The sequence below is a fragment of the Pedobacter sp. KH_004 genome (assembly GCF_057840755.1).
Genome location: NZ_CM174519.1, coordinates 2,333,133 through 2,353,395, shown reverse-complemented (window position 1 = coordinate 2,353,395; position 20,263 = coordinate 2,333,133). Strand labels below are relative to the sequence as shown.

The following is a 20,263-nucleotide window of genomic DNA, read 5'->3' as shown; positions in this document are numbered from 1 at the left end:
GAACATACCTTAATTGCTAAACTGTAACCTAAACCAACAACTGATGAAAGAAGAAGCCACGGAATTTAAGCCCACGTTAACATTAATGGATGCGACAATGCTTGTTGCAGGGAGCATGATTGGATCGGGGATTTTTATTGTAAGTGCAGATATTACCCGAAATGTAGGCAGTTCTGGCTGGTTGTTAGTGGTTTGGCTGATTACGGGTTTTATGACTTTAACTGCTGCTTTAAGTTATGGCGAGCTTAGTTCTATGTTTCCAAAAGCCGGCGGTCAGTATATCTATCTAAAAGAGGCATATAATCCTTTGGTTAGCTTTTTGTATGGATGGAGTTTTTTTACTGTCATCCAAACGGCAACAATTGCCGCAGTGGGGGTTGCCTTTGCCAAATTTACTGCTTATTTAATTCCCGCACTGAGCGAAGATTTAGTTGCGTTAGATTTAGGATTCATTACTATTTCCCCGGCTCAGCTACTTGCCATTGGAATTATCGTGTTGCTCACCTACATCAACAGCAGGGGGGTTAGTGCAGGTAAAGCCATTCAAACTACTTTTACAGTGGCCAAACTGCTCAGTTTATTTGGTTTGATCGTTTTTGGGTTATTTTTCCTTGATAAAACAATTTGGAAACAAAACTGGGATAATTTGTGGACTTTAGGTGCATTATCTGCCGATGGAAACATTAGCTCATACACCACACTTGCAGCTTTTGGTGCAATTGCAGCTGCGATGGTGGGCTCTATATTTAGTAGCGATTCATGGCACAATGTAACTTTTATTGCAGGAGAAATTAAAAACCCTGCCCGTAACATCGGATTGAGCTTAGCCCTTGGAACCATCATTGTTACAGTACTTTATGTATTGACTAATATGATGTATACCGGAGTTTTAACTTTGCATGATATTGCCTACGCCGACAAAGATCGGGTAGCAGTATCTGCCGCAAACCATATTTTCGGCACCGCCGGTACCATTACTATCGCTGTAATGATTATGGTTTCTACATTCGGTTGCAACAATGGCTTGATTATGGCCGGAGCCCGGGTTTATTACTCAATGGGGAAAGACGGTTTGTTTTTTAAAAAAGTTGCGGAGTTAAATAAAAATGCAGTGCCAGGTTTTGGACTTTGGATTCAATGTGTTTTTGCCTGTTTATGGTGTCTTAGCGGCAAATATGGCGATCTGCTCGATATGATATCTTTTGTTGTGGTTGGCTTTTATATGTTAACCATCTTTGGAATTTTTATACTGCGCAGAAAACGCCCCAATGCTGCCCGCCCATACAAGGCTTTTGGCTATCCGGTATTGCCAGTTATTTATATTTTAATGGGACTTGCTTTTTGCATTCTGCTGATTATTTTCAAGCCAAAATTCACCTGGCCAGGATTGATTATTACACTGGTTGGAATTCCGGTATATTATTTAATCAAACGCATCAACGTGCAGCGATAAATTTTTTGATGGTAATGATTAGAACAGGTTGGTTAAAATATTCATGTTATATATCAATATCTAAAGGTAATCGCTTTAGCGTATCTGTTATATTTACAACTTAATATAGCTGTAATGAAAACTAATTCCCTGTTTCAAAAGGCAATTGCCCTTACCTTTTTATCTGTATCCTTTTCTGTAGTAAATGCACAAAAAGTGCCTTATGCACCTAATCAGTTGCAGGTTGTAAATGCCTATAAAAAAGCCAATGACTTAGATAGCACTTTACGCAACATTCCCACTAATAATGAAATTATCCCTTTCTGGAAAAAAGATGGGTCAGCTTTCTGGTATAAGAAAAATCTTCCAAACAAAAACTGGGAATATATTTACGTAGACCTTCTTTCCGGTCAGAGAAAGCCTGCTTTTGATGCTGTAAAGCTTGCTGAAAGCATTGAGAAAACCACGGGTAAAAAGCAAAGTTCTGCCCGTTTGCAGCTTAGTGATTTATATTTTATAGACCAAAACAATATTAAAGTTAAAGTTTCGAACAAATGGTATGGGGTGAATTTAAATGATTATGGCCTCATCAATGCTACTGATACCGCTACTTTTAAATATAATGCTAAGCGGCCATTGCAGCAAAAACGCTCACGCTGGGAGTGGAACCGGTCTATCAGTAAATCTCCTGATGGGAAGAATGAAATTCAGATTGTTGGTGGAAACATCGTGGTTAAAAACCTGGATTCGAAGGTGGAAACCACATTAAGTACCGATGGCTCGGTTGAAAAGCCTTACGGTAACTTTGAGTGGTCGCCTGACGGGAAAAATATTATCGCTTATAAAATTGATCCAAAGGAAACCAAAAAAGTTTACTACGTGTTGAGTTCGGTGCCAGGAACAACAAGAGGAGAATTAAAATCTCGTGAATATGCACAGCCAGGCGATGATTTTACCACTTATCAGCCTTATATTTTTAATGTAGCCACTAAAACAGTTATAAAAGTTGATGTGGAACCCACTGATTTTTTTGGTCCGCAGCCTTTGCACTGGCGAAATAACAGTAGCCGATATTATACTTACGAAAAAGCAGATCGTGGCCATCAGCGGTTTCGGGTGATTGAGGTTGATGTGCAAACAGGTAAAATCAGAAATGTTATTGATGAAAAAACAAAATCATTTATTTATGAAAGCAGGATTTACACCCGTTATCTGCCAAAAACAAATGAAATACTTTGGAGCAGTGAGCAGGATGGTTGGCAACACCTGTATTTGGTAAATGAAATCACCAAAAAACAACAATTAATTACCAGGGGAAACTATGTTGTACGTGATATTGATAGCGTTGATGTGGTGAAACGACAGGTATGGTTCAAAGCGAGCGGAATGAATCCTGGTGAAGATCCATACTTTATCCACTACTACCGGATTGGTTTTGATGGGAAAGGACTAATCAATTTAACCCCGGAAATTGGAAATCATGCGTTAACTTTCTCACCCGACAGGAAGTATTATCTTGATACTTATTCGCAGGTTAATGTTGCGCCGATAACAAAATTGAAATTAACGGCTAGTACCAAGGCGTTGCAGGAAATTGAACACGGAGATGTTCAGGTTTTCTTAAACACTGGTGTGAAATTGCCGGAGGTTTTTGTGGCGAAGGGCAGAGATGGAAAAACGGACATATGGGGGCTGGTATGTCTGCCATCCAAGATCGATTCCAGTAAATCCTACCCGGTTATCGAATATATTTATGCCGGTCCGCAGGATAGTTTTGTGCCGAAAAACTTCCTGCCATTTAGCGAAATGCAAAGTATGGCAGAATTGGGTTTTATTGTAGTACAAATGGATGGCATGGGCACAGCCAACCGATCAAAAGCCTTTCATGATGTTTGCTGGCAAAATCTGGCCGACGCTGGTTTTGCTGATCGTATTTTGTGGATGAAAGCAATGGCCGCAAAATATCAGAATGCCGACCTTGATAAGGTTGGGATCTATGGAACTTCAGCTGGTGGGCAAAATTCTACAGGAGCGTTGCTCTTTCACCCCGAATTTTATAAAGCTGCAGTTTCTGCATGTGGATGCCATGATAATCGAATTGATAAACAATGGTGGAATGAGCAATGGATGGGATATCCCGTTGGACCACACTATGGAGAACAATCCAACATTACCAACGCAGCCAAACTGCAGGGGAATTTATTTTTAATTGTTGGTGAGGCCGATGAAAACGTTCCACCAGAATCTACCTATCGCCTGGCCGATGCACTGATTAAAGCCAATAAAGATTTTGATATTCTGAGTATTCCAGGGATGGGACATAGCGATGGAGGCATTTATGGCCGCCGCCGAAAAAGAGATTTTTTTGTTAAACATCTCTTAAATGTCGAGCCTCCAAACGTCAACTCGGTTACTCAGGTAAAGTAAATTACTCTAACGTATTCGTTATTGAAACGGAATTTCCGCACAGAGGCATTGTTTTTTTTGAATCAGTTTGCTTCAATTGATAAGTAAGCGGCATCTCGCAACAGGAAATCCTGAGCATTACAGGATCAAAATTAGAAATAGCAAAATTTATGATAAATAACCTCCATTTAAAGCTTTCACTATTTTTGATGTTTTGCTGTCTTTGTGAAATGCTTCATGCGCAAAAAGCACATTTAAGTAAATCGCAGGGCAACCCGATTATTCCTGGTTATTTCGCAGATCCGACAGTGAAAAAATTTGGTGATACGTATTACATTTACGCCACCACCGATGGAAATGGAGGTGGTTTTGGTCCTTCGCAAGTATGGAGCTCAAAAGATTTTGTGAATTGGACCATGCAAGATATGAATTGGCCAACCACTCATCATTACTGGGCGCCAGATGCCATGCAGGGTGCCGATGGCAAATATTATTTATATTACTGCCAGCCGGTCGAAATATTTGGTGCATCTTCAAACTCACCAGTAGGCCCGTGGATGCCACTGTTGCCACCCGGAAAGCCCATTGTTCCTAACTTTTTGGTGCCTAATGTGATTACCCTCGATGGACAAACTTTCAAAGATGACGATGGCAAAAATTACATGTACTGGGGAACCTGGGGTATTTATCCCAATCATGGTTGCGGCGTAAGTTTATTAAACGATGATATGAAATCGTTTGCTAAGCTTGCACAAATTCCTAATACTGATGCGAAAGATTTTTTTGAAGCACCTTTTGTGTTTAAAAGAAAAGGTATCTATTACCTAACTTATTCATCCGGATATTGTGAGGATGGAACCTACAGGGTGCAATATGCCACATCAAACCATCCCATGGGACCATTTAAATATGCTAGCCAAAATCCAATTCTGGCTACAAATGCAGATGGCACCGTACATGGCCCCGGCCATCAATCGGTTTTACAGCAGGGCGATGATTTTTATTTGATTTATCACCGACACAACAATCCGCATAACGATGGCGGTTACCACAGACAGGTTGCTGCCGATAAGATTGTTTTTGATGAGCAGGGAAACATCCTCAAGCTTGTGCCCACACATACGGGCGTTGGTTATCTGGCAAAAAATGTCAATCCTTATCCAAATTTAGCTTTAGCAAAAGCCACAACAGCTTCGTCATTCTATGATGATGATTTTAAAGCAGATTATGCCGTTGATGACAATAACGGAACGCTTTGGAAAGCTAAGAACAATATTGGTTCGGCATGGTTACAGGTGGATTTAGGCCAGATTCAAGCTATAAAAAGTGTGCATACGCAATTTGAATATGCCACCTGGTACTATCAATATAAAATCGAATATTCTACCGACGGTAAATTGTGGAAATTATACGCCGACCGCAGTAAGAACACCCAGCATGGTAGCCCGATGGTTGATTTTGGGAATGTAAAGGCAAAATACCTCCGTACTACAATTTTACGCACTGAATATCCCGGTTTAAACAAAGCAATTTGGAATATCAAAGTTTATAGCAATGATGCCTATAAGCCTGTGATGAATACAAAAATAAAGCCTTGGGAATCATTGCAACGGTTTGAATCAAAAGGTCTGGTTGTCAATTTGGATCTGGATAGCCTCCGCATTGGTGCAATAGTTAATCAGGTTCCGAATAAAGGAAAGTTAGGTGGTGTATTTAGCCCTATTGATGCAAATAAACCCGTTACATCGATCATTGATGGCAAAAAAGTACTGGTTTTTTCTGGTGATGAACGGCTGTTATCAACTCATGTGGCACCTTCATCCTTGCTTGGGAACAGCAGTTATAGTGTAAGTATGTGGGTTTTAAATCCTGATATTGAGAAAGAAGAAACCATCGTTTCGTGGACAGCTAAAAGTGGAGACAATCTAACTCATGTTGCTGTGGGTTATGGTAACCATAAAAACGCTGGTGCTGCCAGCCATTTAGGTTGGGCAGATTTAGGCTATAAACAGTTGCCAAAAGCAAACCAATGGCATCACATTGTGATGGTTTTTGATGGTACAATGGAGCGGATTTATGTTGATGGAAAAATCGATCGGGCAGAACGAAGAATGCTTTTTATCAAAAACCTCAGCCGTTTCGTTATCGGGGGAAATTCAGATGGCAGTGCAGGATTTACGGGGGCTTTGGCATCGCTGAAGATTTATGATATTCCTTTAGATGAGGAAACCATAAAATCGGCTTTTGCAGAAGGAATTAAAAATAACACTTTGGCTTACGCCGATGCAAAAAACCTTGAATATGGCAAGCTCAACAACTGGGCGAATAATGGCGCCGCCTTGGGTGAATTTAAAATCAATGGGAAAGTGGAAGATGTGAACGGTAAAATTGCTGTAATCCTCGCCAACGACGGTGAAGTTTTATTAGATGAAAGATTGCAAAAAAACTTAAATTTTTCGAAACCATTTACAGCTATTTTTTCCATTCAACCAACATTGGGTGCACAAACCAGGTTATTTTTTGGTAAAAATCTTCAAACAGTTAAAATTGATGGTAACGGCAAATGGCAACAGGTAATTTGCGCTTATCGCCAGGGAAAACTGAATATTTACATCAATGGGAAACAGATGAATCATGTATTGGTTCCCCATCAACAGGCAGAACCAAATCTTTTAATGCAGAATGCTGGCGAAACAACGATAAAATATACAGCCATATCAAACATTTCAATTTATAATTACGGCCTAAGCGAAAAAGCATGTTTAGATGAATTTGATTTCTGGAAAAGAAACACAATTACTAGTCAATTAAAAGCATTTTTTACTACAAAACCATTGGCATTAACTCCAGAAATGATTTATATGGTAGCTAATAAACCTGAGTTACCTGGAACCAATCTGGAATATCTTTTCTCCAGGGTTGATCAGCAATTGAAAGCCAAATGGTCAAAATCTGCAGCTTACATTGATTTTTTTGCCAAACAAGAAAGCGAATACAGTTATCAGGTAAAGGTTAAAGATAATTTCGGAAATGTAACGTTAGCTTCTGTACCCGTTTTAGCTAAAACTGATACCTCACTTTTTCTCATCAGGAAACAATCGGGATCCTCTTACTCGATCTCAAACCCAACGCATAACTTGTCTGGAACATCCTGGGATGGTTTCTTGGGTACTGTAGATACCTTGGTACAGCAATCGGGAGTATTGAAAATGATTTCACATAATACTTTTTGGGATGGATCTGATTCTACGGGGCCTTTTGCTTATTTTAAAGTTAAGGGCGATTTTACCGCAGAAGTAAAACTTTCGGATATGCTGGGACTGAACCAAAAGAAAGCTTATGGAGCCAACGAAGCAGGTATAATGATCAAGGACATGCAAAATGGCAAAAGAATTATTCAGAATGGCATTATGCCGGGCTGGGGAATAGGTAATATCGTTACCGACCTTAATTCCAGAGGTCGTAAACAGACCAATAATCTTTCGGGATGGGGTTTTTATCAATACCTTCAATTGCAACGAATTGGAAATACTTTTTTTTTAAGGGGAAGCGCAGAAGGAAAAGATTGGAAGAATCTGCCAGGTAGTCCTGTTCAACGGGCCGATTTTCAAGATGCAGTACAAGTTGGCGTTTATCATGCCACCTACGGAGACATTTCAGGTTATGCAGCGTTTAGCGATTTTAAAATTATCCAAAGGAAGTAGCAGAAGTTTTAGGCCATTGAAATGCTCTCTTTGACCAGAATTATCGATAAGTTATATCGATAACAATGTTTAGTCGTGTTAAATCAAAACCTGTCGCTGTTTTATTTTAGGTGATACAAATAGGTAAACCAAAATAAATAGCGAGAGCAAGCCAATAAAGAACCAATAATAATCTGCTCCTTTGAATTGTGCAAAAAAACCACCATTAGATATGCTTCTGTTTACCAGTGCAGTGAATAAATTACCAATAGCCGTAGTGAGTAGCCAAATGGCAATCATGGTACTTTTCATCGATTTGCTAGCCTGCCTGTAAGCATATTCCAGCCCCGTGATAGAAACCAGCACCTCAGCTGCAGCAAGAATGGCGTAAGCCAGAATTTGCCACCATATTGTTGGCTGTGCTCCAGCATCAATACGGGTTTGAATGAACGCAATGATGACGAAGGATACGGCCAGCAGAATGAGTCCTGCACCAATTCTTCTTAAAGGCGTGGTTTTCAGTCCTTTTTTATCCAGAAAAGGATATAGCCAATAGTTGAAAATCGGGATGCAAACAAGCAAAAAGAACGGGTTAACAGTCTGGATTTGCTCGGGTAAGAGATTAATGCCAAGAATATGCCGATCCATTTTTGTGGCCTGTAATATCCATTCAGAAAGGCTTTGATCCCAGAGTGCCCAGAAAATAGGGATAAAAGCAAATACAGCCAAAACATTATAAACCGATTTTACATCATCAACCTTTTTATGATCGAATTTCGCCTTGGCTACATCCAATAGCGATTCGTTTTTTTGTTTCTTTCGCCAATTAATCAGGGCATACACAGAAATAAAGACAAAATTATTCTTATTTACACCAGAAGGAGGAACATTAACATATGTTTTTCTGCCAGCAACAAATATAAAGGTTGCAAGTGCCATCAATATTCCCGGAATACCAAATGCCCATTTTGCGCCATAACGATCATAAATCAGCGGAATTAGAATGGTTGCCAGTACAGAACCGGCGTTAATGCTAAAATAAAACCAGCCATATACTTTCGACATTAAATGACTATTTTTTTCTGTAAACTGATCACCAAGGTTGGCCGAAACGCAGGATTTAATGCATCCTGCACCCACAGCAATCAGGATTAATCCATAGGTGAATTTCTCCAGATCATCATCAAAAATTGCCAGGCACAGATGGCCAATGCAATACACCAGCGATACATATAAAATCACCCTGAATTTCCCGAAAAACCAATCGGCTAGCAGGCCGCCCACAAAGGGCATAGCATAAGCCAGTGATACAAAAAAATGTGTGGTTTCGTTCGCTTTAGCTTCAGCGGTAATTTGTAAAGCCGGGTTTAAGGTGGGATTAAAAAAATGCACCACTAAAAATGTGGCTAGTATTGAACGCATTCCGTAGAAACTAAATCGTTCTGCGCCTTCGTTTGCAATGATATATCCAATGCTTTTCGGATAGCTACTTGATTTTGTATCTGTTCTTTGCATTTTATAAAGTTGCCTTAAATGGTGCGATCAATCTTTACGAATATTCCCCCTCTAATGCAGTATTTTATCCAATTTGATATTATCACCTCGTTTTTTATCGCTTTTACTACTTTTGGATAATTATAATTATCATCAATATAAAATACTTAAAAATGTTTCCTACCCATGTTTATGTAGCAAGAAGAGCAGCGTTAGCTAAACAGTTGAAATCTGGTGTGCTGCTTTTTTTAGGCAATGCAGAAAGTCCGATGAATTATGCTGATAATACCTACAGCTTTAGGCAGGATAGTACTTTTTTGTATTACTTTGGCATAGCTGCACCTGGCCTGGCTGCCATTATAGATGTTGATCAGGGTACAGAGACCATCTTTGGTAATGAGATGAGTATAGATGATATCGTTTGGATGGGTAGGCAACAAACTCTTCGTGATAAGGCTTTAGAAATCGGTGTGGAAAATCTTCAACCTTTTAATGCTTTGGAAAACTATTGTAAGGTTGCTAACAATCTGAAACGAATGATTCATTTCCTGCCTCCCTATCGCAGCGAAAATAAACTATTATTGGCCGAACTGCTAAATTTAAGCGTAAATGAACTACAAGACAGGGCATCGGTTAATTTGATTAAAGCCGTTGTTGCACAGCGTGCTGTAAAATCTAATTTGGAGATTAGTGAAATTGAGAAAGCTGTTAACCGAAGTGTAGATATGCATTTGCTGGCCATGCATAGTACAAGGCCGGGAATGAAGGAAGCAGAAATTGCAGCCGTAATACATGGTGCAGCTTTAAAAACCGGAGGCAATATTGCTTATCCTATCATACTTACGGTTCAGGGAGAAATTTTACACAATCATTTTCACGGCAATACCATGAACGATGGGCAGATGGTATTGAACGATTCGGGTATGGAAACGGAGATGGGTTATTGCGGCGATTTAACACGAACATTCCCTGTTGGAAAAAAATTTGATACCAGGCAAAGTGAAATTTACACGATTGTACAAAATGCCTTAAATCATGCAGAAGGGATACTTAGCCCTGGCAGGCGTTTTATTGATGTACATTTTGAAGCTTGCAAAACCCTTGCCGAAGGAATGAAAGCATTGGGATTGATGAAAGGTGATATCGATGAGGCAGTAGCTGCAGGTGCACATGCACTTTTTTTTCAATGTGGTACCGGACACATGATGGGGCTTGACGTGCACGATATGGAGGATTTAGGCGAACAATATGTTGGTTATGATGATGACTTGAAAAAAGAAACTGCTCTTTTTGGTTTAAAATCACTTCGCCTGGGTAAATCACTTCAGCCAGGGTATGTATTTACAATTGAACCAGGTATTTATTTGATTCCTGAGTTAATTGATTTATGGAAATCTGAAAATCGATTTGGGGATTTTATCAATTATTCAGCGGTTGAAAAATTCAAAGACTTTACCGGGATCAGATTGGAAAATAATTATACAATGACGAACGATGGTTATCAGCTTTTAGGTAAGCCGCTGGCTATTGATCAAAAAGATGTAGAAGAAATTAGAAACAATGCCTATTAATTTATGACTTATCAAGATCAATTGAATGCCATAAGGGCAAAAATGCTAGAAGCGAATGTCGATGCCTACATCATCCCATCTTCCGACCCACACATGAGCGAATACGTGCCAGACCGGTACAAATGTATCCATTTCGCATCGGGCTTTACCGGCTCTGCAGGTACCTTGGTAATTACTGCGAATTTTGCAGGCCTGTGGGCTGATTTTCGCTACTTCGAACAGGCCGAAGCGCAGCTTAATGGCAGCGGGTACGATTTAGTTAAGTTAAAAGTTCAGCACACGCCAGAATATATTGATTGGTTAATAGACGTGTTGCCAGCCGGCGCTCAGGTAGGTTTCGATTATCAGTTGATGTCTGCAGCATTAGGAGAGGAGATTGAAAACTCCTTGGCCATCAGCCGGATTGCTGTTAGAGATTTGGATAGTATTGATGAGATTTGGACTGACAGACCCGCATTACCGCAGAAAAAGGCATTTTTATTGCCTGAAAAGGATTGCGGACAAAGCTTCGAAAGCAAACTTTCGGATATAAGAACAGTATTGGTCAAACAACGTTCAGATGTTCATATCATTTCCAGTCTGGATGACCTCGCCTGGCTTTTCAATCTTCGCGGAAATGATGTAAATTACAATCCAGTGGTGTTATGTTATGCCTTAATCACACCTAATGAGATAACCCTCTATATTGACGAAAATAAATTATCATTAACCGATTTAAAGATATTACAAAACAGAGGTGTGGAAATCAAAAGCTATCACGAGATCAAAACCGATTTATCCACACTGAGCAATTGCTCAGTACTCATTGATGAAAAAAGGACTTGTTACCAGTTTTTATCAATTTTTTCGTCTTCAGTTAATGTGATTAAAAGCATCAATCCAACGGTGTATTTGAAATCAGTGAAAAATAGTGTAGAAATTGAAAACATCAAACTTGCCATGATTCAGGATGGCGTAGCCTTAACGCGTTTTTTTAAGTGGCTGGAAGAAAATATCGGAAAAATTAAGATCACAGAAATATCTGCTTCAGAAAAAATAAAGGCTTTTAGGGAAAGTGGAGAAGGTTTTGCAGGTTTAAGTTTTGCCTCCATTGCGGGTTATGGTTTGCATGCTGCTTTGCCACATTATTGCCCCAATGAAGATAGCGATATTGAACTCAAGCCTGAGGGTCTTTTTCTGCTGGATTCTGGCGGGCATTATTTTTATGGCACAACTGATGTAACCAGAACGGTGCCACTGGGCAAAACAACAGCAGAAGAACAGCGGGATTATACGCTTGTGCTCTCTGCAATGATATTTGGTTCAGCGGCTAAATTTCCGCAGGGAACTAGAGGATACCAACTTGATGGCATTGTTCGGCAGCAGATGTGGCAGCAGGGCATTAATTATGGTCATGGCACTGGTCATGGCGTTGGTTATTACCTGAATGTTCATGAAGGTCCTCAAAACATTGGTCCATCAAATGCCGCATTTTCGGTTGATTTAGGGATGCTCACTTCAATAGAACCCGGTATTTACCGGCCAGGAAAGCACGGTGTTAGAATAGAAAATTTAGTGATTACTGTTCCTGCTGAAAGCACCGATTTCGGTGATTTTTTACAATTTGATACCGCTACACTCTGTTATATAGATACTTCAATTGTATTATCTCATTTGCTTCTTCCTCAGCAAATTGAATGGCTTAATCGGTATAATCAAAAAGTTTATGATGGATTGAAATCATACCTGAATGCTGATGAATTGACTTGGTTAGCTGGAAAGTGTAAAGCGATTTAATGATCCGTTCATCCGGTATAATGATAGAGAAAAAAATCCCCGTAATTTTTTAAAACTTATTTTAAAAGGGTGGTACCCCTTAGTTTAATCTGATATGGCCATTGTTCATCATTTTCATCTTTACCGTCGGTAATATGCTCCCAATGTTTGGTTGGCGCTCCGCTTAATACCAGCCATAAAAATTGTGTTTGATCTGGAATAGTAAAGTTTATCGAACCTTTTGTATCTTCATGGGTTTTTCCATAAACAGGGGTTCCATCTTTTTTCAAAGCAACGAAACTATATCGCCAACCAGCATTTTCGGTATTGATCTTTCTAAAACCATCTGCTCCGGCTATTCCTTGAAAATTAAGCTTAATTTGTGTGCCTTTTGCCGGAATACTTAGCGGTATACCATTGAAGCCGTAATTTTGTGGACAATTAACAGGCGATATTCTGAGCCATTTATCGGGTAGAGAATCTAAAACCGTTTTATGTTGATTGGTGTACGATTGAGTTGATTTTTTAGCCTGATCCAAATCCCAGGTAAGAAATTTTGTTGCGGCTTCATGCATTTCATTATTAAATTTCGACTGACTGATATTTGTTAGTCGCTTATAAGCCATTACAGCATCTTCACCTTTTAGCGCATTTTGCCACAATTTACCAATGAACTTAACGCTATGTTTGTTTGCCCAGTATTCCAACACATAAGGAGAATGATATTGATTGGTTTCATGCAAAAAAGCATAGTGTGTTTTTTTAAGGTAAGCCTCTAAATGGTAGTTTTCAAAGGTTCTCCATTCGGGATAAACATGCCAAAGCATAAATTGCGATGTCATTTCAAAAATGGACTGGCCTTGACTGCCTTTCGGTGATGAAGTAAATGCCCAGGCACCATCGCCGTGCACCAGATATTGAAAAGAGTGCCCAATTTCATGAGCCAGTGCTCCAAACGGCGCTTTGCTGATCCTCGAAAGGGGAGTCCAGGCAATGCCCACTTTCTTATCCTCACCGCCACCGAAAGCGGTACCTTCTTTTCCCTTAAAAACAAAAATCAACAGTTTATATCTATCAGTTACCGATTTTCCCTTATTCACAAAACTCAAACTATCTACATAAAAATTATAAAATCGATCGCATTCCCTTAAAATTTGATTGATGTCTAGACGAAGTGAAGAATCGGGGTTTTTGGATAGATCCGATCCAAATTCCTTTGACCAGAAAATAGCAATATCATCAGATTCAGCCATTCTTTTGTAACTAAACTCACTTTCTTCATTATTAAAATCATTCCCTTCAGGAACCATCCACACTTTGGCTGGGATATATCGCTGCTTTTTAAAATCAACTTTATCTGGCTGCGGTTTAACTTGCTGGCTTAATGCTTTTTGATTAACTATAAAGCTGATCAGGAATATGCTTAACACTTGAAGGTTGGTTTTTAGTTTAGCTAAAAACTGTTTTATTCGGAACGCGAATGACGAGGTGTGGTACATAAGAGATTGTCAATGTGAAGCTTATAGGTTGCGTTTAGTGTGAATATAAAAACCCAGAATCGTTTTTATCCGACCTGGGTTTAACCGTTGACTGAGTTATTAAGGTTTTTTTGTTATAGCAGGGATTTGGATCGTTACTGTATAACTTCCTGGCGACAATGCTTTAAAGCCGAAAAAAACAGGGTTTGCATTTCTATTTTCTTCGGTAAACCTTGCCGGAATTCTATAATAATTGCCTGTTCCATTGGCACCATCTTTTATTGGAAACCCATTTGGTAAATCAATAAATTCCCATTCCAAAGCAGTACTTGTTCTTACCAATGGGTAGTAAGGATTCATTTGTGAAAAGTTTCCTCTATCACCCCTGGTTGTTACCTGGCCCGCCGATGGATCGAATGCAGTTCCGTTTTTATCTAAGAAGACAAAACGGATTTTATTAGGGCCTTTGTTATCGTAGGTGATGGTAATAGGTAGGGGCGCTTGTCCGCTAAAACCGGTTTCTGCTGTCGCATCAGAAGTGGTGAAAAACGGGCCAGAATCAAGTGTGAAATGTGTTTTTGGTAACAACTGGATTTTGCAAGCATTCAAAATTTCGCGTGTGCCTTTTATATTTGATACCTGCACATCAATTACGTAATTTCCTGTAGGTACAAAGGCTGTAGCCTGAGAAAGTGAAATTCTGCCACCAATTTCACTCACTTCGAGCGGAAAGGCAGGTTTCATTACAATTTTTTTATTTACCAAAGCCACTGTAGAATCGGCACTGGTCACCTGAGCTAGAAATTGTTTAATGCTAAATTCTTTAAGCATATCGGGTGTTGGCTGCCCCGTATCAGAGTTTCTTACTGCCAGCAGTTTAACGGTGACGGGGCCAGTGGTTCCATCAAGTTCGATGGCTTTGGAGTTGGTTACGTTTCCCTGTGTGGCAATAAGCGGATTAGGACTGTAATACATAAAGTCGCTAATGAAGCCCTTTTCTATCTTCTTGCATCCGGATAAACAGCCTGCCAAAAGCAGGGCAGAAAGTGACGTGATTATAAATCTTTTATTCATGATTTTTGCTGTTGCGATTCCAAACTAGAATCTGATGAACGTATGGGTATTACTAAGCACATGGAGCATTCCTCCCGATGAAGGCTCAATGCCTGTAGTTTGACACTGCGCCTTTAAATCTGTATTTGGATCATTAGGCTGAATAGTTGAATTCGGCGGATCCAGATCACCTCTTACCTTAATAAAAAACAGATAGTAAATCGGTGCCGACGACCAGGATTCGCCAGGTTTTGGCTGCAAAATACGTTGAACAGCAGTTTTGATATTCGCATTATTGGCTAAAATAGTAGGTGTAAGCGGGGTTGAGATTAACTCAATACGCGATTTTGACAAGTAAAGACGCAACGAATCTGCCTTGATCTGTTGATACATATCGCTAAGCGTATAGGTATTGTTTTCGTTGATTCGCCTTACGGAATCTCTTTTTATTTTTAAATAGTTATTGATGGAGTGGTTGGTGGGTGCAAAAAAAGTTGCAGCTCCATTTACCTCTTCCTTCATGTTATAATGATCAATAACCATAATCAAGGTATCAAACAAACGATATTTATGCTGTTTGAGGTATTCATAAGTAGTTAATGGCGATTTAGCCTGGCTCAAACCTCCATCAGTCAGGTAATCACTCTTTTTACAGCTTGCAAAATATGCCAGCCCCAGGCTGCATATTATAAAACACAAAATTTTATTTTTCATGGTGCTTATATCTTTGAACTCCAAAATGGTGTCTGGGTCAGTTTCTTGTTAATATTCATCAATGCAGGATCAAGAGGCCAATAATATTTACCGGCATCGAAATCGCTTTTGGTCATTTTTTCTGCACCAAACTTCATGATGCCGGTCTTTCTTCCCAATCTTACTAAATCATAAAACCGGTGTCCTTCTAAAAAGAGTTCTCTTCCACGTTCATCAATAATTCCTTCAAATAAGTTGGCATCAGTTCCTACCCAGTCGCCTATACCGGCCTGGCTACGAACCTCGTTAAGTACAGTTCTAGCCTGCGAAAACTGATTGAGAGCTGCAAGCGATTCTGCTTTTAGCAATTTAATGTCTGCTAATCGGAAAATGATGATGTTATTGTGCGCTACCGATCTGACAACGTTTTGCCCCGTAACGAACGTAATGTTCGAGTACTTGATGCATAAGGGGTTGGTGGTATTGGTAAGTGCAAATGCGTTCGAGTAACGCTTATCATTTGGAGTATTGTAAAGGCTTGCCAAAGTAGTGGCATTAAGCTGAGCGATAGAAGTGCCTGTTACACTTGTAATGTACGGGCTTTTCAAAGTAAGTAATGTAATTCCATCTATATAGCCTTCATTTTCATCACTTTGAGCAATTTCAAAAATGCCTTCAGTTGATTTGCCTTTGTAGATATTCAGATAATTATCCCTGTTAACATACTGATAAAAATTTTGACTGATAATTTTATCTGTAGTAAGGTTGGCATTTTGATAATCTCCCTGCCAGGCATACAGGTGGGCAAGTAGCGCATAAGCCGATCCTTTATTTGCCCTGACAGCACGGTTTGAGGAGTTGGCATAATCCCAGCTTAGAAGCGAGATAGCCTGATTAACATCAGCTAAACATTGCGCTTGCACATCAGCTGCTTTTGTTCGTGGAAGATCTACCGCATCTGCAATGGCCCCTGTTTCGGTTATTACAGGGATATCACCCCAGATTCTGGTCATGTAAAAATAATTGAAAGCCCTTAAAAAATAAGCTTCGCCTAGCAGGTTATTTTTAATATTCGTTGATGCAAATTTATTATCAGGAATAGTAGGGATGAATTTGATACAACGGTTGGCCTGGTCGATTGCACTGTAGAAAGTATCATACCGTCTCATTACCTGCATTCTATCATTTACATCGGCTGCCGGAACGGAAATGCCCAATTCCATTCTCATTATGTTATCAAAGCGGTACGAGCCTATTGCCGAAAATTCATCAGTTGGAAAATCGCCGTACGCATAGAAAGCATTTCCATCTGCTTTATTTAATGTTTTTCTTAATAAGGCATAACCTGCTGCCACCCCTTTATCGGCATCTGCCTCATTTTTCCAAAAGGTAAGATCTGTGGATACACTGATGGGCTTTTCATCTAAAAACTTTTTGCAGGAGCTTGCTGTGGTCAACCCGATTACACAGCATATATATATTGTTAATTTTTTCATTTTCGTAGAATTAGAAAGTTAAATCGATACCAAATGTGTACTTTTTAGGAATTGGATAATCATTTCCTCCGGAATATCCATCAGCGCCTACCGCTTCCGGATCTGGAACAGTAGATTTAGACCACACTTTAACGTTATCCATCACCCCATAAAACCTCACCATACTCAGACCAAGCTTTTTAGTTACTTTTTGAGGTAAGGCATAACCTAACCTGATATTTTTGATGCGAAGAAAACTGGCATCCTCAATAAACATGCTCTGGCCAATGTGCCATTTATCTACATTGTTGGTAATCAAACCCGGATATTTGGCTACATCGCCTGGTTTGTTCCAGAAATCACTTACATTAAAGTTAGAAGCTGGACCTGAACGTGGCCCCCAAAGAAAGTAGGGGTCTGAAGTGCCTGCATCCTGAAATTTATCCGACAGGTAACCGTTACGCAGGCTTCTGCCTGAAATAAAGGTAACCAGCACATCTAAAGAGAATCCCTTATAGGAGAAAGAGTTGTTCATCCCTCCGGTGATATCGGGATTTGGGTTTCCGTAAGAAACATAATCGAGATAATCGATATTATAATCTCCATTCTGATCAACTCTTGCAGGATCCCCGGCACTAAATTGTGCACCACCAAATTGCGTAACTCTTCTTCCGGTTTTTGGATCTACAGGAACATCCGCATCTCGGGAATAGATACCATTTACTTCCCATACTTTGTAGGTGAAAAGTGGCTCTCCTACGCTTAAGGTTTGTTGTAACCAAGGCGGACCGAATGTGAAATCTCTTCCGCCATTTGGCAGCCTGGTGATGTAATTATCGTTATAAGCAATATTAAAATTGGTAGTCCATTGTAATTTCGACCTTGGTCCTAAATTTCTGGTTGTTAAAGTAAATTCTATCCCTGTGTTTCTTAGATCTACGTAGTTATTGGAAATTAAAGAATAGCCAGTAGTTAAGGGAACTCCAACATCGAAAACCTTACTTTTAGAATCTCTGATGTAGTAATCAGCAGTTAAACTAATTCGATCTTTAAAAAATCCAAGATCAATACCTGCATTAAACTGGGGGCTTCGTTCCCAGCTAATGGAAGTGGCAGAAGCTGCGCCGTAATAATCGGGATATAAAACCTGAGTACCATTGTAGGTAGTTTGAGCCCCGAAAACGCCATTGCCAAGCACCGAGGTGCCGTAGTTGGCATTTGAAATTAACGATTGATACTGCGCATAATAAGCACCGGGATCGTTACCTGTAATACCGTAACTAGCCCTCAACTTTAAGTAGGAAACAATGTCTTTTGCGGGGCTGAAAAAACTTTCTTCAGAGGCATTCCATCCGGCTGATACCGATGGAAAAGAACCCCATCTGTTATCTGCACTATACCGTGAGGAAGCATCGGCACGATAAACCGCCTGAAACAGGTAGCGACCTTTATAGTCGTAAACAAAACTTCCCATCCACGATAGGCGAGAGCGTTGCTGTACCACATTGCTTACTGATAAATTTGGGCCAGCAGCAATACCTGTTACTGTTTTTACCGCATCAGGGTTTCCTATACTTCTGCTGAATGTACTGTTGGCCACATTGCGCTCCATACCCTGAAGCAAAATTGCGTTGAAATTATGGCCGCTTTTTAACGATTTGGAATAATTAAGCGTGTTTTCCAATTCCCACCTGTTGGTTTGCTCTATCGCTCCAGAAGCCTCGTTCTGGCCGCTTCCGCTCAACAAACTTGGTGTAAAATAGCTTCTGGTATTGTTAATCACATTGTACGAAATTGTACTCTTTAAATTAAGGCCAGGTAAAATGGTGTATTGTGCCATTGTATTTCCATTTAAACTGGTCGTTCTATCATCATCCCGAAGTTCATCGTACCGGCCTGAATATAATGCCTGTTCTACTTCTCCGATGCTCCAGAATGATGAAGGGAATCCCCAGGTAGTAAAAGGATATTTCGTTCCATCACCCTGGCCGTGTTTAGCTTTAGTAAGCCCCACAAACAAATTGGTTTGTACCAATAAATTTTTAGTAGGCGATACCTGAAAGAATAAACTCGGAGTGATTCTGGTAATATCATAACCTTTCATTACGCCTTCTTCATAGTAGCGGTTAAATGAGAATCTATATTGATATTTATCGGTTGCTCCAGCCACACTTGCATCAATGTTACTGATGTTTCCGGTCTGAAGAAACAGACCTTGCCAATCGGTGTTGTTGTTAAATGCGCTGTTTAAACTGTCGGTAAGCATCATGTTCAGGTTTTTTAACCTGTCGTAACTGCCGTTGCCGCCATATAGCAAATCCATTTTAAGTTGTCTTTCTGCGGCACCCGTTTGGATCGGTTTTAATGCAGGCTTATTCGCAATACCAAAATAACTGGAAAGCCTGATTTGGGGGGGTGCCCCTACAACAGCACGTTTGGTTTTAACGATAATAACTCCATTTGCAGCCCTTGCGCCATAAACAGCAGAAGCTGAAGCATCTTTGAGTACATCAACCGATTCGATATCATTGGGGTTGATGGCCTGAAGCGGACTGCTGCCATAAGCTGAACTAATATCGTTTACATCATAAATTACGCCATCAATAACATATAGCGGAGAGCTGGTTTGTCCCAGATTTACATTACTGGCCCCCCTGATATTTACAATATTATTTCCGCCAGGTTCGCCTGAGGTACTTAATACTGTTAATCCCGCTACTCTTCCCTGAAGCATGGCATCAAACGTAGAATAAGGAGTGTTTTCAAAATCTTTACCTTTTACTGAAGAAATGGCTCCTGCTGTGTTTTTCCGCTGAATATTCTGGTAACCAATGGCTACCACCTCTTGTAGGGAGTTATCATCTTCCGCAAGTTCAATGTTAATACTCGTTTTACCTGTAGTAGAAACTTCTCTGGGTTTATAACCCACATTGGAAATAACCAGAAGGGGCGATCCCTCTCTCAAAGTCAGGGAAAAATTGCCCTTATTATCAGAGGATGTTCCATTGGTTGTGCCCTTTTGTTTAATGGAAGCGCCTGGTATGGCTTGCTTGTTGCCATCAGTTACCGTACCGGTAATTTTGGTTTGTGCGAAGGTGAGAAAAGGTATCAGCGAAAAAATGATGATACCCAATAACCTACTTCGGCTCAAAGTAAATTTTAATTTCATTAGCTTATCGGTTAGTTTAAATGTTAGTTTAACGTTTATAAATTTACCGTTGTA

Annotated in this window: 11 protein-coding genes; 5 read left to right on the top strand and 6 right to left on the bottom strand. The window is 39.9% G+C overall.

Annotation, left to right across the window (positions count from 1 at the left end; translation table 11 throughout):
* Positions 1-43 precede the first annotated feature (43 nt).
* From AC3ITD_RS10085 to AC3ITD_RS10075, 3 genes are all read left to right on the top strand, one after another.
* Entirely contained in the window at positions 44-1,453 is a 1,410-nt protein-coding gene (locus AC3ITD_RS10085; protein WP_489366170.1) for an APC family permease, read from the top strand.
* A gap of 114 nt (positions 1,454-1,567) precedes the next feature.
* On the top strand, positions 1,568-3,859 hold the full coding sequence (locus AC3ITD_RS10080) for a S9 family peptidase (protein WP_489366168.1): 2,292 nt from the start codon (positions 1,568-1,570) through the stop codon (positions 3,857-3,859).
* Between the two features lie 149 nt (positions 3,860-4,008).
* Positions 4,009-7,542, top strand: coding sequence for a family 43 glycosylhydrolase (locus AC3ITD_RS10075; protein WP_489366166.1), 3,534 nt, complete (start codon positions 4,009-4,011; stop codon positions 7,540-7,542).
* Positions 7,543-7,620: 78 nt separating this feature from the next.
* Here AC3ITD_RS10075 and AC3ITD_RS10070 read toward each other — a convergent pair whose 3' ends face one another.
* Positions 7,621-9,036 (bottom strand): POT-type proton-dependent oligopeptide transporter, encoded by a 1,416-nt coding sequence (locus AC3ITD_RS10070; RefSeq protein ID WP_489366164.1) that lies wholly within the window; start codon positions 9,034-9,036, stop codon positions 7,621-7,623.
* A gap of 152 nt (positions 9,037-9,188) precedes the next feature.
* Between AC3ITD_RS10070 and AC3ITD_RS10065 the strand changes: the two genes are divergently transcribed.
* Together AC3ITD_RS10065 and AC3ITD_RS10060 are read left to right on the top strand one after the other, a co-directional pair.
* Positions 9,189-10,586: an aminopeptidase P family protein gene (locus AC3ITD_RS10065; protein ID WP_489366162.1), complete on the top strand. Its 1,398-nt coding sequence runs from the start codon at positions 9,189-9,191 to the stop codon at positions 10,584-10,586.
* A gap of 3 nt (positions 10,587-10,589) precedes the next feature.
* Positions 10,590-12,362, top strand: coding sequence for an aminopeptidase P family protein (locus tag AC3ITD_RS10060; RefSeq protein ID WP_489366160.1), 1,773 nt, complete (start codon positions 10,590-10,592; stop codon positions 12,360-12,362).
* A gap of 56 nt (positions 12,363-12,418) precedes the next feature.
* On the opposite strand, the gene AC3ITD_RS10055 is transcribed toward AC3ITD_RS10060, so the two are convergent.
* The 5 genes from AC3ITD_RS10055 to AC3ITD_RS10035 form a co-directional block, all read right to left on the bottom strand.
* Positions 12,419-13,771: a DUF6055 domain-containing protein gene (locus AC3ITD_RS10055; RefSeq protein ID WP_489366158.1), complete on the bottom strand. Its 1,353-nt coding sequence runs from the start codon at positions 13,769-13,771 to the stop codon at positions 12,419-12,421.
* A gap of 168 nt (positions 13,772-13,939) precedes the next feature.
* Positions 13,940-14,893 carry a hypothetical protein gene (locus AC3ITD_RS10050; protein WP_489366156.1) on the bottom strand — a complete coding sequence of 318 codons (954 nt, stop codon included), beginning with the start codon at positions 14,891-14,893 and terminating at the stop codon, positions 13,940-13,942.
* A gap of 24 nt (positions 14,894-14,917) precedes the next feature.
* Positions 14,918-15,586 (bottom strand): hypothetical protein, encoded by a 669-nt coding sequence (locus AC3ITD_RS10045; RefSeq protein WP_489366154.1) that lies wholly within the window; start codon positions 15,584-15,586, stop codon positions 14,918-14,920.
* Positions 15,587-15,591: 5 nt separating this feature from the next.
* Positions 15,592-17,061: a RagB/SusD family nutrient uptake outer membrane protein gene (locus tag AC3ITD_RS10040; protein WP_489366152.1), complete on the bottom strand. Its 1,470-nt coding sequence runs from the start codon at positions 17,059-17,061 to the stop codon at positions 15,592-15,594.
* A 10-nt stretch (positions 17,062-17,071) separates the two neighbouring features.
* The gene (locus AC3ITD_RS10035) at positions 17,072-20,209 is read right to left on the bottom strand and encodes a SusC/RagA family TonB-linked outer membrane protein (RefSeq protein WP_489366150.1); all 3,138 of its coding nucleotides are present in this window, start codon (positions 20,207-20,209) and stop codon (positions 17,072-17,074) included.
* Positions 20,210-20,263 lie beyond the last annotated feature (54 nt).